13 protein-coding genes, 3 tRNA genes and 1 pseudogene are annotated in these 16,141 nt (G+C 60.7%); 11 read left to right on the top strand and 6 right to left on the bottom strand.

What is annotated here, in order from left to right; translation table 11 throughout:
- Nucleotides 1–306 (top strand): addiction module antidote protein, encoded by a 306-nt coding sequence (locus ACSQ84_RS19715; RefSeq protein ID WP_436213372.1) that lies wholly within the window; start codon nucleotides 1–3, stop codon nucleotides 304–306.
- Nucleotides 307–397: 91 nt separating this feature from the next.
- Here the strand turns inward: ACSQ84_RS19715 and ACSQ84_RS19710 are convergent, their stop codons facing one another.
- The 3 genes and pseudogenes from ACSQ84_RS19710 to ACSQ84_RS19700 form a co-directional block, all read right to left on the bottom strand.
- Nucleotides 398–1,483, bottom strand: coding sequence for an enolase C-terminal domain-like protein (locus tag ACSQ84_RS19710; RefSeq protein ID WP_436213371.1), 1,086 nt, complete (start codon nucleotides 1,481–1,483; stop codon nucleotides 398–400).
- Nucleotides 1,484–1,493: 10 nt separating this feature from the next.
- The gene (locus ACSQ84_RS19705) at nucleotides 1,494–2,366 is read right to left on the bottom strand and encodes a multicopper oxidase domain-containing protein (RefSeq protein WP_436213655.1); all 873 of its coding nucleotides are present in this window, start codon (nucleotides 2,364–2,366) and stop codon (nucleotides 1,494–1,496) included.
- A 75-nt stretch (nucleotides 2,367–2,441) separates the two neighbouring features.
- Nucleotides 2,442–2,627: pseudogene (locus ACSQ84_RS19700) on the bottom strand (multicopper oxidase domain-containing protein); the annotation flags it as partial.
- A 329-nt stretch (nucleotides 2,628–2,956) separates the two neighbouring features.
- Between ACSQ84_RS19700 and ACSQ84_RS19695 the strand changes: the two are divergent.
- The 9 genes from ACSQ84_RS19695 (at nucleotide 2,957) to ACSQ84_RS19655 (ending at nucleotide 13,669) form a co-directional block, all read left to right on the top strand.
- Nucleotides 2,957–3,041 (top strand) — tRNA-Leu (locus ACSQ84_RS19695).
- A gap of 163 nt (nucleotides 3,042–3,204) precedes the next feature.
- The gene (tig, locus tag ACSQ84_RS19690; RefSeq protein WP_436213370.1) at nucleotides 3,205–4,566 is read left to right on the top strand and encodes a trigger factor; all 1,362 of its coding nucleotides are present in this window, start codon (nucleotides 3,205–3,207) and stop codon (nucleotides 4,564–4,566) included.
- Between the two features lie 257 nt (nucleotides 4,567–4,823).
- Entirely contained in the window at nucleotides 4,824–5,459 is a 636-nt protein-coding gene (locus ACSQ84_RS19685; protein ID WP_436213369.1) for an ATP-dependent Clp protease proteolytic subunit, read from the top strand.
- A 430-nt stretch (nucleotides 5,460–5,889) separates the two neighbouring features.
- Nucleotides 5,890–7,164 (top strand): ATP-dependent Clp protease ATP-binding subunit ClpX, encoded by a 1,275-nt coding sequence (gene clpX, locus ACSQ84_RS19680; protein WP_027537232.1) that lies wholly within the window; start codon nucleotides 5,890–5,892, stop codon nucleotides 7,162–7,164.
- Between the two features lie 312 nt (nucleotides 7,165–7,476).
- Nucleotides 7,477–9,903: an endopeptidase La gene (lon, locus tag ACSQ84_RS19675; protein WP_436213368.1), complete on the top strand. Its 2,427-nt coding sequence runs from the start codon at nucleotides 7,477–7,479 to the stop codon at nucleotides 9,901–9,903.
- A gap of 103 nt (nucleotides 9,904–10,006) precedes the next feature.
- Nucleotides 10,007–10,408 (top strand): GFA family protein, encoded by a 402-nt coding sequence (locus ACSQ84_RS19670; protein WP_436213367.1) that lies wholly within the window; start codon nucleotides 10,007–10,009, stop codon nucleotides 10,406–10,408.
- Between the two features lie 66 nt (nucleotides 10,409–10,474).
- Nucleotides 10,475–10,551 (top strand) — tRNA-Val (locus ACSQ84_RS19665).
- Nucleotides 10,552–10,653: 102 nt separating this feature from the next.
- Nucleotides 10,654–12,753 (top strand): tetratricopeptide repeat protein, encoded by a 2,100-nt coding sequence (locus tag ACSQ84_RS19660; RefSeq protein WP_436213366.1) that lies wholly within the window; start codon nucleotides 10,654–10,656, stop codon nucleotides 12,751–12,753.
- 55 nt (nucleotides 12,754–12,808) lie between these two features.
- Nucleotides 12,809–13,669, top strand: a complete 861-nt coding sequence (locus ACSQ84_RS19655; RefSeq protein ID WP_436213365.1) for a class I SAM-dependent methyltransferase — start codon at nucleotides 12,809–12,811, stop codon at nucleotides 13,667–13,669.
- A gap of 140 nt (nucleotides 13,670–13,809) precedes the next feature.
- Here ACSQ84_RS19655 and pepT read toward each other — a convergent pair whose 3' ends face one another.
- From pepT to ACSQ84_RS19640, 3 genes are all read right to left on the bottom strand, one after another.
- Complete coding sequence (gene pepT, locus ACSQ84_RS19650; RefSeq protein ID WP_436213364.1) at nucleotides 13,810–15,060, bottom strand: peptidase T; 1,251 nt, start codon at nucleotides 15,058–15,060, stop codon at nucleotides 13,810–13,812.
- A gap of 32 nt (nucleotides 15,061–15,092) precedes the next feature.
- The gene (locus ACSQ84_RS19645; protein WP_436213363.1) at nucleotides 15,093–15,323 is read right to left on the bottom strand and encodes a hypothetical protein; all 231 of its coding nucleotides are present in this window, start codon (nucleotides 15,321–15,323) and stop codon (nucleotides 15,093–15,095) included.
- A 105-nt stretch (nucleotides 15,324–15,428) separates the two neighbouring features.
- Nucleotides 15,429–15,728 (bottom strand): HU family DNA-binding protein, encoded by a 300-nt coding sequence (locus ACSQ84_RS19640; protein ID WP_436213362.1) that lies wholly within the window; start codon nucleotides 15,726–15,728, stop codon nucleotides 15,429–15,431.
- Between the two features lie 227 nt (nucleotides 15,729–15,955).
- Here ACSQ84_RS19640 and ACSQ84_RS19635 point away from each other — a divergent pair.
- Nucleotides 15,956–16,032 (top strand) — tRNA-Asp (locus tag ACSQ84_RS19635).
- Nucleotides 16,033–16,141 lie beyond the last annotated feature (109 nt).

Here is a 16,141-nt window from a genome sequence, read left to right as displayed (position 1 = left end):
ATGGGCGAGAAGCTAACGGCTTATGATCCGGCTGAGGATCTGCTGTCTGACGAGGCGATTGCGGTGTTCATGGAGGAAGCCTTCAAGACGGAGGATGCACGCTATATTGCGCACGCCCTTGGCGTTGTTGCCCGGGCAAAAGGCATGACACAAATTGCCAGCGAAACCGGACTCTCACGCGAACAGCTCTATCGCTCGTTCAGCGCCGACGGAAACCCGACCTTGAAGACGACGATCGCCGTGATGAAGGCGCTGGGCATTGAACTCACTGCAAAGCCACACGTCAAAGAAGACTCCGCGGCGTAAGATGGACGAGCTTAGGCACAATCCATCAGTCTCGACGCGGCGAGTTGCGCATTCGCTCTTTGAGCTGTGGCCAGCAAGCGCTCCAGCTATTCTACGCGATTAAATACTTCGCCACCGCCGCCTCGTTCCATTCCAATCCAAGACCGGGACCTCGCGCGGTAAGCGTGCCATCGATGATCTCGGCGGGACGCGCGAGGATGACGCGCGCAAAATCGAGGAATTCCAGCCAGTGCGCGGTTGGCGTCACCGCCAGCATGTGGGCGCTGGCTTCGGCAAACAGATGGCTCGACATTGGAATGTTGGCCGCTTCCGCCTGGGCCGCGACTTGCAGCCAGCCGGTGACGCCGCCGCATTTCATCAAATCGGGCATGATGAAGTCGCTGGCGCCGGCCGCGATCGCCTCGGCAAAGCCGCGCGGGAACCACCAGTTCTCGCCGGCCTGAATCGGCGTCGGCGAGGTCTCGCGCACCTTGGCGTGGCCCAACAGATTTTCCTGCGGCACCGGCTCTTCGATCCAGTGCAGATCATAGGGCGCAAGGCGGGCGATGCGGCGCGTCGCTTCGGCGGGATCGAGCGACTGGTTGAAGTCGATCATCAGGGCGACATCCGGGCCGAGCAGGGCGCGCACGCCCCTGACCACGCGCTCGTCGTTGGCGGCATCGCCGTCGCCGCCCTTGATCTTGATGCCGCGAAATCCCTGGTCGAGCGAACGGCGCAGCGCGTTCTCATCCGCGATGGGATCGACCACGCCGTAGCTGTCATAGGCCTTGATCGGCCGCGGCGCGCCGCCGAGCAACTCGGCCAGTGGCCGACCCGCAATCTGACCGAGCGCGTCCCAATAGGCCATGTCGAGGCCGGACACCGCCATGCCGACCAGGCCTTGCCAGCCGAGCAGGCGGAACTTTGCGTCCATCGCCTTCATCAGGTCGTACGGCGCAACCGGCTTGCCGGTCAGGTCGCGCCCGATCTCCTCGATCAGATGCACCAGCGGCTTCAGCGTCAGTTTGGCGTAGGCAAAGATGTAAGCGCGTCCGGTAACGCCTTGATCGGTCGCGACATCGATCACCACCATCGGCGCGGCGTCGATCACCCCGAACGCGTTCTTCACCGGCCGCGCGACCGGCACCACGAGGCCGCGGGCGGTGACGCTGCGGATGGCGGGAACGGATGCGCTCATGCTGATCTCCTCAATCCACACTGTACCATCGCACCAGCCGGGGTGCGGCCCAATCAGTGGCGACGGATTCGATCAGCCAGCGTCCGGCATATTCGGCGGCAAAGGCGATGCGTTGCGTTTGGCCGGGCTCGATCGCGAGCGTATCAAGCCAGAACGGCTTCCAGCCGTCATCGAGCCGGTCCAGCAGCCGGAAATGATGGCCGTGCAAATGGAACACGGTGGCGATCGCGGCGCGATTGGTGAGGGCCAGCACCACGGTACGTCCTGCTTTGGTGCGGAATGCGGGCGCGGCGGTCGCGGCGAAGTTCGCCGGCTGCACCCAGTCGCCTTGCGGTCCACCAAGGGGCAATTCGGCCCGGGTTGCGCCCTTGAGGTCGAGCCGCGTGGGCAGACCATTGGAAGGTAGCGGCGGCGCCGGCGCTAACGGCGCGGCGCGGACCGGCGGTTCGCTCGACACGGTGAGCCTGCCGACCGGGCGGGCCTCCTTGCCGTCGTGAACGAGAATCGATGACGAAGCCCCCGCCAGCGCCGTCACGTCGATGAAGGCGTCGACGCGGCCGCCGGGAGCCAGCACCAGTGCGCCATTGCGCGCCAGGAAGGGCTCCGCGGGCTGGCCATCGATAGCCATCACGCGGACGTCGAAATTCTCGATTTTGATCGCAATAACAGACCGCTGGCAGCCATTGATGAACCGAATCCTGATCCGTTCATTGAGTCGCGCTGTAATATCGAGCGAAAGCCGGCCGTTGGCCGTCAACACCAGCGATGTATCCTTGGGATCGGTACCCGGCGCAATAGCGGTTCCATCCGGGCGCAGCCGCCAGTCCTCGATCAGAAACACCTCGTCGCGATCGACCGGGATGACCTCTCTTTCCTGAACCACGAGGGCTCGTGCCCGCGACGGGCGTGCCTGGCCGTCGCCAAGCAACCTGATGTCGACGAGAGACGTACCAGCATGCCGCAGAGGAATTTGTAGCGTATCCTTGGCTTCGGCCGGCAAGGGAGCTTGAGCCGTTAGAGGTTCGATGGATGAGACACCGTCGATCCCGTGCCAATTCAGCACGGCCGAAACCGGCAATTCATTGGCAATGGCGATTGTTACTGAATCGCCGCGCTTGAATCGAAGCAGGGGTGATTGGAGCATCCAGATTGGGGTGTTCGGCCTTCCCGGACGCAGTTCGAGGCCGTCAGGCACGGCCACCACCGCCGGCGGAGGCCCCTGGCCTACAGATATTGTGGGCAGACCGGTGGTGAGGGCCGTGGCGCCCAATCCAGCGATCAATGTGCGTCTGTCCAAGGGCGATTTGGGGCTTGCCATGCGACCGATCCGGACCATTTTCCGAGCGCCCTGTCCAGCTGTGACGCCTTGCCTCGGGTGACGGCTCAAAACAGCCATTTTTTTGCTGCGGACCGGTGGGCGCATGTTATAAGCCCGCCGCTCGCGGCATCGCGGCCGGACTGGATGCTTTTTACGCGGGCGTGGCGGAACTGGTAGACGCGCTGGATTTAGGTTCCAGTGACGAAAGTTGTGGGGGTTCGAGTCCCTCCGCCCGCACCAAGCGCTCTATTCAAGCGTTTGCATGACGAATACGGGAGGGCTCGTTTCCCCGGTTGGGGAGTTGGGTCAGCCGAACCACCGGCGCAGGCTTGCTTGCCGCGCGTCGACCCAATGGACAATGTCAGGGCCATCAGGCCCGACGAAACGGAAGAAGATTGACGCCATGCAGGTCACCGAAACCCTCGTCGAGGGATTGAAGCACGAGTTCAAGATCAGCGTTCCCGCATCGGATCTCGATGCCAAGGCGGACGCCAAGCTGGTCGACCTCAAGGACAAGGTTAAGCTCAACGGCTTCCGTCCCGGCAAGGTGCCGGTCAGCCATCTGAAGAAGGTCTATGGCCGTTCGGTTATGGCCGAGACCATCGACCAGACCATCCGCGACACCAACACGCAGATATTCACCGATCGCGGCTTCCGCCTCGCGACCGAGCCGAAGATCACGATGCCGACCGAGGAAAAAGAGGTCGAGGAACTTCTCGCGGGGAAGACCGATCTCACCTACACGGTAGCGATCGAGGTGGTGCCGACGATCCAGCTCGCCGACTTCAAGAGCTTTACCGTCGAGAAGCCGGTCGTCGACGTGTCCGACAGCGATGTCGACGACGCCATCAAGCGCATCGCCGACCAGAGCCGCCCCTATAACGCCAAGAGCGAAGGCGCCAAGGCCGAGAACGGCGATCGCGTCACCATCAACTTCACCGGCCGCATCGACGGTGTGCCGTTCGAGGGCGGCACCGGCGAGGGCATCCAGGTCGTGATCGGCACCGGCCAGTTCATTCCGGGCTTCGAAGAGCAGCTGATCGGTATCGGCGTGGGCGAAACCCGTAACCTGAAGGTCGCCTTCCCGAAGAACTACGCCAGCGAAAAGCTCGCCGGCCAGCCGGCCGAGTTCGAAACCACCGCAACCGCGGTCGAAGCGCCCGGCGAGACGACCATTGATGACGAGTTCGCCAAGACGCTCGGCCTCGAATCGCTCGACAAGCTGAAGGAAGCCGCGCGCGAACGGCTGGTCACTGAATTTGCCGGTGCGACGCGCCAGCGCGTCAAGCGCGCGCTGCTCGATCGTCTCGACGAGACCCACAAATTCGAGGCACCGCCGTCGCTGATCGCGGAAGAGTTCAACCTGATGTGGAACTCGATCAAGGCCGAGATGGAATCGAGCGGCAAGACCTTTGCCGACGAGAACACCACCGAGGACGCCGCCAAGGAAGAGTACCAGAAGATCGCCGACCGAAGGGTCCGGCTCGGCCTCGTGTTGTCGGAGATCGGCGAGAAGAACAAGATCAGCGTCACCGACGACGAGGTCAGCCGCGCCGTGATCGAGCGGGCGCGTTCGATGCCGGGCCGCGAGAAGGAAGTCTGGGACTACTATCGCAACAATGCCAATGCGCTGGCCCAGCTTCGTGCGCCGATTTATGAAGACAAGGTGGTCGATTTCATTCTCGAACTCGCCAACGTGACCGAAAAGAAGGTTTCGCGCGAGGAGCTGTTCAAGGACGAGGACGCTGAGAAAACTGCCGCTTAATCCCGGCACCTGACATTAATGATGAACGGCGAAAGCGACATGGCGACGGTATCCGTCGCTATGAGTTCACCTGCGAATCAGTTTGAACTTGTCTAACGCCGCTCGCAGTCGCCGGGCCTTGTGGCCGGGAAATTGGCTCATATCTGTGAGATGTCTTTTGTGAGTTGTCTTTGAAATCCTGCATCACGGGACGTTCGTCCACCCTGGCAAATCAGCCTGTTGCCGATGGATGTTCCCCGCTAACCTTTGGGTGACTAATGCGCGATCCCGTTGAAACCTACATGAACCTTGTTCCGATGGTGGTCGAACAGACCAACCGCGGTGAACGCGCCTACGACATTTTCTCGCGGCTTCTGAAGGAACGCATCATCTTCCTGACCGGTCCGGTCGAAGACGGTATGTCGACGCTGGTCGTCGCTCAGCTGCTGTTCCTGGAAGCCGAGAATCCGAAAAAGGAAATCTCGATGTACATCAACTCGCCCGGCGGCGTGGTGACATCGGGACTGGCGATCTACGACACCATGCAGTTCATCCGCCCGCCGGTGACGACGCTGTGCACCGGGCAGGCGGCATCGATGGGATCGCTCTTGCTGGCGGCCGGCCACAAGGACATGCGCTTCTCGCTGCCGAATTCGCGCATCATGGTGCATCAACCCTCCGGCGGCTTCCAGGGCCAGGCCACCGACATCATGCTGCACGCGCAGGAGATCCTGAATCTCAAGAAGCGGCTCAACGAGATCTATGTGAAGCACACCGGCCAGACCTACAAGGCGATCGAGGAAGCGCTGGAGCGCGACAAGTTCCTGACCGCCGACATGGCCAGGGACTTCGGTATTGTCGACAAGGTGATGGACAAGCGTCCGGAAGAACCGTCGATCACCAAGATCCCGTAAGGTAACGGGTGGAGGTACCCACGCGTTGACCTTGACAGGCGGGCTCAATCGGCAAATTCGGCCCCAAGTGGCTACCTATGCCCGCGCATAGGCAGAAAGTTCCGCTTTCGTGCTGGTTTGGCGGCGTGGTAATCGCGCAACGCTTGGGTGATTTCGGCAACTTCTCCCCGTGCGAAAGCCGAAAATCACGGTATTGTCACGGTGTCCGCTCCGCGCCCGGTTAGCGAATTCTTGATAGTCGGGTGTCAGCATGGTTGGCTGTAAGAGATCGGGCAGGATCGCGGGGATTCGAGTAAACCGTGATTCGCATGGCGCGTATTTGAGTTAAGGTCTTTTTTGGTACGGAATTTGCTCTATCTACTTTCAGGTCCGGCTTGGTACCGGAATGGGTCGATCGAGTGACTGGATCGAACGGCGGACGGAGAGAAGAATGAGTAAGGTCGGCACGAGCGACTCCAAGAACACGCTGTATTGCTCGTTCTGTGGCAAGAGCCAGCATGAGGTCCGCAAACTGATCGCGGGACCCACCGTATTCATCTGCGACGAATGCGTTGAACTGTGCATGGACATCATCCGTGAGGAGAACAAGTCCTCGCTGGTGAAGTCGCGCGACGGCATTCCGACGCCGAAGGAAATCTGCAAGGTGCTGGACGACTACGTGATCGGCCAGAGCCACGCCAAGAAGGTGCTCTCGGTCGCCGTCCACAATCACTACAAGCGGCTTAATCACCAGACCAAGCACAACGACGTCGAGCTTGCGAAGTCGAACATCCTGCTGATCGGTCCGACCGGTTCGGGCAAGACGCTGCTGGCGCAGACGCTGGCGCGGATTCTCGACGTGCCGTTCACGATGGCGGATGCGACCACGCTGACCGAAGCCGGTTATGTCGGTGAGGACGTCGAGAACATCATCCTGAAGCTGCTGCAGTCGGCCGACTACAACGTCGAGCGCGCGCAGCGTGGCATCGTCTATATCGACGAAATCGACAAGATCAGCCGCAAGTCCGACAACCCGTCGATCACCCGCGACGTGTCGGGCGAGGGCGTGCAGCAGGCGTTGCTGAAGATCATGGAAGGCACCGTTGCCTCCGTGCCTCCGCAGGGCGGCCGCAAGCATCCGCAGCAGGAGTTCCTGCAGGTCGACACCACCAACATCCTGTTCATCTGCGGCGGCGCCTTCTCGGGGCTGGAGAAGATCATCTCCGCGCGCGGCCGTTCGACCTCGATCGGTTTCGCAGCGCAGGTGCTGGCGCCGGAAGACCGCCGCACCGGCGAGATCTTCCGCCACGTCGAGCCGGAAGATCTGTTGAAGTACGGCCTGATCCCGGAGTTCGTCGGCCGCTTGCCTGTGGTCGCGACCCTGGAAGATCTCGACGAAGCTTCGCTGAAGAAGATCCTGACCGATCCGAAGAACGCGCTGGTCAAGCAGTACCAGCGGCTGTTCGAGATGGAGAATATCGAACTCACCTTCGCCGACGAGGCGCTTGGCGCGGTCGCCCGCAAGGCGATCGAGCGCAAGACCGGCGCGCGCGGACTGCGTTCGATCCTCGAAAGCATCCTGCTCGAGACCATGTTCGATCTTCCGGGTCTGGAAGGTGTCGAAGAGGTCGTGATCTCGCGCGAAGTGGTCGAAGGAACCGCCCGTCCGCTCTACATCTACGCGGACCGTTCCGACCGCGCCGTCGAGAGCAGCGCCAGCGCCTGATCGAGGCTCTGGTCGGGATGCATTTCTGTCCCGAACAAGACGGCTGCCGGGACACTCCGGCGGCCGTGGCGGCGTATTCATCTTTCGCGTTTAGCCCGATTTAGCGGGCATTTTTCGTGACTTGACACCCCCATACCCGATAGCCACCTAATGCTCTCGGTGGCGATGATCGCATTTGAGATTCGTCGCCAAACGATCCGGACGAGCGGGCTGCGCAGGTGGCTTGCAGCCCCGGAACCTCCCGGCACCTTGTGGCGGTTGCGCACAACAGGCGGACTGCGTGCAAGGGGGCACAACAAAAGGAATTAGGCCATGACGTCAGCCAAACCCCGGCCATCCATCGTCCACGGCGAAAGCCACTCTTATCCGGTGCTGCCGCTCCGCGACATCGTCGTATTCCCGCACATGATCGTGCCTCTGTTCGTCGGCCGCGAGAAATCGATCCGCGCGCTCGAAGAGGTCATGAAGAACGACGCACTGATCCTGCTCGCGACGCAGAAGAACGCGTCCGACGATGATCCGAGCCCGGACTCGATCTACGAAGTCGGCACCCTCGCCAGCGTCCTGCAGCTGCTCAAATTGCCCGACGGTACCGTGAAGGTGCTGGTCGAAGGCTTGGAGCGCGCACGCGTCGAGAAATATTCCGACCGCAGCGAATATTATGAAGCAAGCGCGGTTGCGCTCGCCGACACCGATGCGACCTCCGTCGAGGCCGAAGCCCTGGCGCGTTCGGTGGTGTCCGACTTCGAAAGCTATGTGAAGCTGAACAAGAAGATCTCCGCCGAAGTCGTCGGCGTGGTCCAGGCGATCACTGATTTTGCCAAGCTGAGCGATCAGGTCGCCCAGCATCTCGCCGTCAAGATCGCCGATCGCCAGGGCATCCTGGAGACGTTGTCCGTCACGCAGCGCCTGGAGAAGGTGCTGGGCCTGATGGAGAGCGAGATCTCGGTGCTGCAGGTCGAGAAGCGCATCCGCTCGCGCGTCAAGCGCCAGATGGAGAAGACCCAGCGCGAGTATTACCTCAACGAGCAGATGAAGGCGATCCAGAAGGAGCTCGGCGACGACGAAGGTCGCGACGAGCTGGCCGATCTGGAAGAGAAGATTGCCAAGACCAAGCTTTCCAAGGAAGCGCGCGAGAAGGCGCAGCACGAATTGAAGAAGCTGCGCCAGATGTCGCCGATGTCCGCGGAAGCGACCGTCGTGCGCAACTATCTCGACTGGCTGCTGTCGATCCCGTGGAACAAGAAGTCCAAGGTTAAGAAGGACCTCGTGGCCGCGCAGGAAGTGCTGGACAGCGACCATTACGGGCTTGAGAAGGTCAAGGACCGCATCGTCGAGTATCTCGCCGTGCAGTCGCGCGCCAACAAGCTGACCGGACCGATCCTGTGCCTGGTCGGACCTCCCGGCGTCGGCAAGACCTCGCTCGGCAAGTCGATCGCGAGGGCGACGGGCCGCGAGTTCGTGCGCGTGTCGCTCGGCGGCGTGCGCGACGAGGCCGAGATCCGCGGTCACCGCCGCACCTATATCGGCTCGATGCCCGGCAAGATCATCCAGTCGATGCGCAAGGCGAAGACATCGAACCCGCTGTTCCTGCTGGACGAGATCGACAAGATGGGCGCCGATTTCCGCGGCGATCCGTCGTCGGCGCTGCTCGAGGTGCTGGACCCCGAGCAGAACGGCACCTTCGCCGACCACTATCTGGAGGTCGACTACGATCTGTCGAACGTGATGTTCATCACGACCGCGAATACGCTCAATATTCCGGGCCCGCTGATGGACCGCATGGAGATCATCCGGATCGCCGGCTACACCGAGAACGAGAAGGTCGAGATCGCGCGCAAGCACCTGATCCCGAACGCCATCGCCAAGCATGGCCTCGATTCCAAGGAATGGTCGATCGAAGACGATGCGCTGCTCCTGATGATCCGCCGCTACACCCGCGAAGCGGGCGTACGTAATCTGGAGCGTGAGCTCTCCACACTCGCCCGCAAGGCGGTGAAGGAGCTGATGATGTCCAAGAAGAAGTCGGTCAAGGTCACCGAGAAGTCCCTCGAGGAATTCCTGGGTGTGCCGAAGTACCGCTACGGCGAGATCGAGAGCGAGCCTCAGGTCGGCATCGTGACGGGCCTGGCCTGGACCGATGTCGGCGGCGAACTGCTCACCATCGAAGGCGTCATGATGCCCGGCAAGGGCAAGATGACGGTGACGGGCAATCTGCGTGACGTCATGAAGGAGTCGATCTCGGCTGCGGCGTCCTATGTCCGCTCGCGGGCGATCGTCTACGGCATCGAGCCGCCGCTGTTCGACCGGCGTGACATCCACGTCCACGTTCCCGAGGGAGCAACCCCGAAGGACGGACCGTCGGCGGGTGTCGCGATGGCGACCGCCATCATCTCGGTCATGACCGGCATTCCGGTCCGGCACGATGTCGCCATGACCGGCGAGATCACGCTGCGCGGCAGGGTGCTGCCGATCGGCGGCCTGAAGGAGAAGCTGCTGGCCGCGGCCCGCGGCGGCATCAAGACGGTGCTGATCCCCGAGGACAACGCCAAGGATCTCACGGAGATTTCCGATGCGATCAAGGGCGGTATGGACATCATTCCGGTCGCCCGGCTCGACGACGTCGTCTCCAGGGCGCTGGTGCGCGCGCCGGTGCCGATCGTCTGGGAAGAGGACACCAAGGTGGCCGTTAAGCCGGACGCATCGGATGAAGCGGCTGGCGGCCTGACGGCCCACTGATTGTCCGTCCCTGAAATGATAGAACGGCGCCTTCGGGCGCCGTTTTTTGTGGGCGCGTTGCAACTCGTCGTGAACCCGGCCCGGCGGGCGGCGTTGAACGCCGATGAAAATCGACGGGCAATGCCATTGCGGGCGGGTCAGGTATCAGGCCGAGATCGATCCTGCTGACGTGTCGGTTTGTCACTGCACCGACTGCCAGACCCTGACCGGCTCACCATATCGGGTCACCGTTATCTGCGCCGCGGAGGATGTCCGGGTGACGGGCGAACCAGCGAAAATCTACGCCAAGACCGGCGACAATGGCCAAACCCGGTTTCAGCACTTCTGTCCGGAATGCGGTTCCCAGCTGTTCACCAGCGGCGACGGTGGCCCGGACGATTGGGGCATCCGCTGGGGCAGCATCCGCCAGCGGGATCAGCTGAAGCCGGCGCGGCAGATCTGGTGCCGGTCGGCGGCGCCCTGGATCCACGACCTGGAGGGATTGCCCGGACGGCCGGGCGACTAGGGTTTCCGTGCGGGGATACCCGACCCTTGCACCGAAGGGGGGCGGAGGGCTAAACAGGCCGCATAAGGGCGGCTAGCTCAGCTGGTTAGAGCATCTCGTTTACACCGAGAGGGTCGGCGGTTCGAATCCGTCGCCGCCTACCAATAAAAGCATTACTTTGCGTTCAAGCCATTACGCCAGCGGAACGACGGCGGTCATTTGTCAGTCTGTTCTCGTTGGTTCCATTTTCGGTTCAGGGATTACAAATGAAGGCGCTGCTAGCCGCTTTTTTGATTGGAATCGCGACCCTCACCTTCACCCCAGCATTCGCGAACGACGCCCGAACCTGCTCCAATGCGAATATTGACGTGGATGTTGCGCTGGCTGCATGCAACAGGATTACCAAGCTCGCGACCGATAAAATCAACACGAGAAATATATATCATTGGCGAGGGCTTCATTTAACTAGGAAGGGTGATCTTGACGCCGCATTGAAGGATTTTGATCGAGCTATCGCGGCGGGCCAGTCCTGGTTCCAATCGTACGACTGGCGCGGGTCTGTATGGGCGCGGAAGGGAGACCCAAAGAAAGCCGTTGAAGATTATTCTGCGGCGATAAAGATCGCACCCAAAGCGGAACTCTACGACAAGCGGGCCGCTCAGTTGCTGATCTTGCGCGAGTATGAGCGCGCCTTAGCCGACTTGGATGAAGCCATCAGGTTAGAGCCGAATAACGGCCCGTATCATTTGAATAGGGCGGACAGCCTAAAAGGTCTCAAACAGTACGATCGAGCTCTAGCCGACACGAGCACAGCAATAAGATTGATGCCAAAGAGTTACACTCCCTACCACTACAGAGGTTACATTTGGAAAGAGCAGGCCGAGTATCAGCGCGCCATTGAGGAATTTTCTACCGCAATAAAGTATAGCGATCAGGTTTCTGATTTATACTACCAGCGTGCGGGCTCTTACTTTGCGATGCACGAGTATCGGAAAGCCATTGATGATTACGGATCGGCCATAAAGCTCGATCCCAAAAATACTGCGCCGGTTTACGAACGTCTCAGTGCTTTCAACGTTTTGGAAGAGTACGACGTGGTGGTTCAAGGCACGAAGCTACTCTTAGAGAAGGATCCGAAAGATGCGAAGGCTCTTAATACTCGGGCCTTGGCTTATATTGGAATGAAGCAATTCGATCATGCCATCGTTGACTTAGAAGCGGCACTGTCGCTCGATCCGAAGAACGGCATGTATCAGGTAAACAAAAGCAGCATTCTGCGCGAGATGGGCCGTATTGACGAAGCAATCGCTCTTCTAAGTTCGGTGGTTTTTGAAAGTCCCAACGCTCCTAACGCTTACCTTAATAGGGGTGTCGCTTGGAGAGTGAAGGGCGATATGGATAGTGCCTCGAAAGATTTCGACGAAGCGATCCGACTGAATCCAACCTATATAGATGCCTTTGCTAATCGCGGCCTTGTCCTAGAAGCGCAGGGCAATGCAGCCAAGGCCGCTGAAGCCTATCGATCCGCTTTGTCCCAAAAGCAAGGCGGCGTGTTTTTGAAGCGCTATCAGCGAATGGCCCAAGCCCGTTTAGACGTTATTGATGCTTCGTCCGGGCGAACCGAGTTAGCCGACCCTCAGAAGCGCAATCGCAGAATCGCACTGGTCATCGGCAATAGTGCATATAAACACGCGGGCCACCTAGCGAATCCGTCCAACGACGCGACGAAGATTTCACAAGCCTTGCGTGATATCGGTTTCGAGGTGACTGACGGAGTCAATCTAGATCAGTCAACGATGAGGAAGATATTCGGCGAGTTTCTTGCCGACGCCCCGTCGGCAAATGTGGCGGTCGTGTTTTATGCGGGCCATGGTATGCAAGTGAACGGAAAGAACTATTTGGTGCCTATCGATTTTGAAATCAACAACGACAAAGATGCTTCAACGTCGATGGTCGATGTTGATTTTATTCTTTCCGGGTTGGACGATCAGATACGGACCAACATTATCATATTGGACGCGTGTAGAAATAATCCCATGCTCTCCGAGCAAAAAGGGGCCGGCGGTCGTGGGTTTTCGCGGGTTTCTGGTCTGGCGGCCCCGTCAGGATTGGGTGCTGGCGCTGCATTAGGCGCGGGAACCTTACTCGCTTTCGCTACGGCCCCGGGTCAGGTCGCGTCAGACGGGGAGGGCACAAATAGTCCATTTTCCACCGCCTTGGGTCGCCACATTTCAACGCCGGGTCTCGAAGTTCAGCAGATGCTCACGCGAGTGCGTTCAGACGTGGTTGCAGCAACCAAGAGCAAGCAAGTGCCGTGGTCCAACTCGTCGTTGTTAGGCGAAGTGTTTTTAGTGAAGGCAAATTGATGAAGTTCTCCGGATCATAGTCGGCAATAGGCAACGAACAAAGAAAGTGTTCCCCATGAACATCCCCACCGGCCACGAACAAAACGCCGACCAGATCGCCTATTGGAACGGCCCCGCCGGAGAACGCTGGGCGGCGCGGCAGGCGGAGCAGGATGTGGTGCTCGGGCCGGTCGCCGATCTTCTGATCGATCGCGCGAGCCCGCAGCCGGGCGAGCGGGTCATCGATGTCGGCTGCGGCAGCGGCGTCACGTCGATCGCGTTTGCGCAACGGGTTATGCCGACCGGCCATGTGCTCGGCATCGACATATCAGGCCCGATGCTGGCGCGGGCGCGGGCCACTGCGCCAAAGGATTTGCTGATCGAGTTCGCGCTGGCGGATGCCACCGTCTATCCGTTCGAGCCCGCCAGTTTTGACCTGCTGGCCTCGCGGTTCGGCGTGATGTTCTTTGCCGATCCGGTGGCGTCGTTTGCCAATATGCGCAAAGCGCTGCGGCCCACCGGCCGGCTGGCGTTCGCCTGCTGGCGCGAGCCGCGCGAAAATCCGTTCTTCATGGCGCCGCTGCAGGCCGCCTACAAGCACGTGCCAAAACTGCCGCAGCAGGGGCCGGAGGATCCTGGCCCGTTTGCGTTCGCCTCGCAGGCGCGCGTGCGGCACATCCTGGGCGAAGCCGGCTTCACCGGGATTGAAATGGAAGCCTGTCCGCTGTTGCTGGACGCTGCGATGGGTCGCGGAGTTGATGCCGCGGTGCAGGGCGCTTTCGAAATCGGCCCGGTGAGCCGCGCGCTGGATGGCCAGCCGGAGGAGCTTCGCGTTGCCGCGGCCAAGTCGATCCGCGAAGCGCTGACGCCGTTCGCCAAAGGTGATTCAGTGCTGCTCCCGGGCTCAGTCTGGATCGTGACTGCGAAGGCCGGATAGGGCGTTTTCCGGCGAAGCCTACCCTTGCACTAGGCTCGGGGGATACCGATTCGGGCGTCAAAAAAGGCAAGTGGAATCAATAGGTTCCTTTCTTTGCATGGGGTTGTTTTCGCGGTTTTGTGTCCGGCCCCCCGCGGGGCCTACGCCTTCTCTTCCCAAATCATCGCCAGATGGACGATGGTCTGCACGGCCTTCTCCATGTCCTGAACGCTGACCCATTCCAGCCGCGAGTGGAATGCGTGCTCGCCGGCAAAGATGTTGGGGCAGGGCAGCCCCATGAACGACAGCCGCGAGCCGTCGGTGCCGCCGCGGATCGATGAGCGCACCGGCGTCAAGCCGGCGCGGCGGATCGCCTCGATCGCGTAGTCGACGATCTCGGGGTGGCGGTCGATCACCTGCTTCATGTTGCGGTACTGAGGCTTGACCTCCATCCGCCAGGTCGAGCGCGGATAGTCCTTCATCACGTCCCTGACGATGCCCTCCAGCAGCGCTTCCTTTTCTTTCAGGCCGTCGTCGGTGAAATCGCGCACGATGAAGCCGATGGTGGCTTTCTCCAGTGCGCCGGAAATCCCGATCGGATGCAAAAAGCCTTGCTTGCCTTCGGTGGTTTCCGGCGAGCAGGTTTCTTTCGGCAGGCGGTCGACGATGGCGGCCGCGATCTTGATCGCGTGCTCCATCTTGCCCTTGGCAAAGCCGGGATGGGTGCTGACGCCCTCGATGGTGATGGTGGCGCCATCGGCGGAGAACGTCTCGTCCTCGATATTGCCCGCGGTCTCGCCGTCCATCGTGTAGGCGAAGTCGGCGCCGAGCTTTTTCAAGTCCACCTTGTCGACGCCGCGGCCGATCTCTTCGTCCGGCGTGAACAGGATCTTGATGGCGCCGTGCTTGATTTGCGGATTGTCGATCAGGAACTGCGCCGCATCCATGATCTCGGCGAGACCGGCCTTGTTGTCGGCGCCCAATAACGTGGTGCCGTCTGACGTGATGATATCGTTGCCGATCTGGTCGACCAGCGCGGGATGATCGGCGGGCCGAATCACCTGCATTGGATCTGCCGGCAGCACGATGTCGCCGCCGCGGTAATGGCGCACGATCTGCGGCTTGACGTCCTTGCCGGAGCAATCCGGCGAGGTGTCCATGTGCGAGCAGAAGCAGATCACCGGCACCTTCTTGTCGGTGTTGGCCGGGATGGTGGCGTAGACATAGCCGTGTTCGTCGAGATGGGCGTCTGAGAGCCCCATCGCCTTCAGTTCGGCGGCGAGCACGCGGCCGAGGTCTTTCTGCTTTTCGGTGGACGGGCAGGTTGGTGAGGCCGGATCGGACTGGGTGTCGATCACGACATAGCGCAGGAAGCGTTCGGTGACGGTGTGGCTGAATCGGATTGTTGTCATGGCTGCATCGTAGCGCTCGAATTCATCTCGATCTAGCGTCGGCGTGTCCGCACCAGCAAGACCACCGCAACGGCGAAACAAATAACGGTGAGGCTGCCCCAGGCGATGCCGGCTTGTTCGAGCAATACTTGCTGCGATGTCGGATCATAGCAGCGGCCAAGCTCGTTGAAGCAATCCCGCCAGCGCCAGTAGCGCTCATAAAATGCGAGCCCGAACAGGCAGCCGAGCCCGGCACACAACCAACCTGCAACCGAGCGGATCATCGAACGTCCTCAAGCGGCAGAATTCGCGGCGAAGGCGATGCCAAAACAAAAGCGCCATTCCGGGCCCCGGAACGGCGCTTGAATTCGGTTTGGATGGCGCGTTGCTTAGACGGCTTCCTTGAGTTCCTTGGCGGCGCGGAAGGCAACCTTCTTGCTGGCCTTGATCTGGATCGCTTCGCCGGTGGCGGGGTTGCGGCCCATGCGGGCGGCGCGCTTGCGGACCTGCAGGATGCCGAGACCGACGATGCGGATGCGCTCGCCCTTCTTGAGGTGCTTGGTGATCATGGCGACCATGTCGCTCAGAATCGACTCAGCCTGCTTCTTGGACAATTCCTGGTCCTCGGCGATCGCCGCCGCCAGGTGCTTCAGCGTGATCGTGGCTGGAGTCGCTGCTTTCTTCGCCATATTCGGCCCTCCTCGGTGGTGAATGGCTTTACGGAAACCTAGACGTATCAGGCCTTAAACGATTCGGGCGATGGGTGCCTACGCTGTTTTGCCTGCAAATAGGCCGTTATTTGCATCGGCATCGCAAAAACGCCCATTTGACGGGGAGATTCGCAACGTCCTTGACTAAAACCGGGAGGGCCTTTAAGTCCTCGCTTCTGCGCGGATCAAGACGTGATTACGCATCCGCGGGAGTAGCTCAGTTGGTTAGAGCGCCGCCCTGTCACGGCGGAGGCCGCGGGTTCGAGTCCCGTCTCTCGCGCCATTTCTTGATGGCATAGCGCAGTTTCCATTTCTCTATCGTCAGACGACCGGAACCCGATCGCGCTTTGCCGTGCCGGCAACAAAAAAGCCGCCCGAAGGCGGCCGTCTTG

This window comes from Bradyrhizobium sp. LjRoot220 (genome assembly GCF_964252915.1).
Classification (GTDB): Bacteria; Pseudomonadota; Alphaproteobacteria; order Rhizobiales; family Xanthobacteraceae; genus Bradyrhizobium.
The sequence above is the reverse complement of the archived record's forward strand: the minus strand, read 5'-3'. Positions and strand labels throughout refer to the sequence as shown.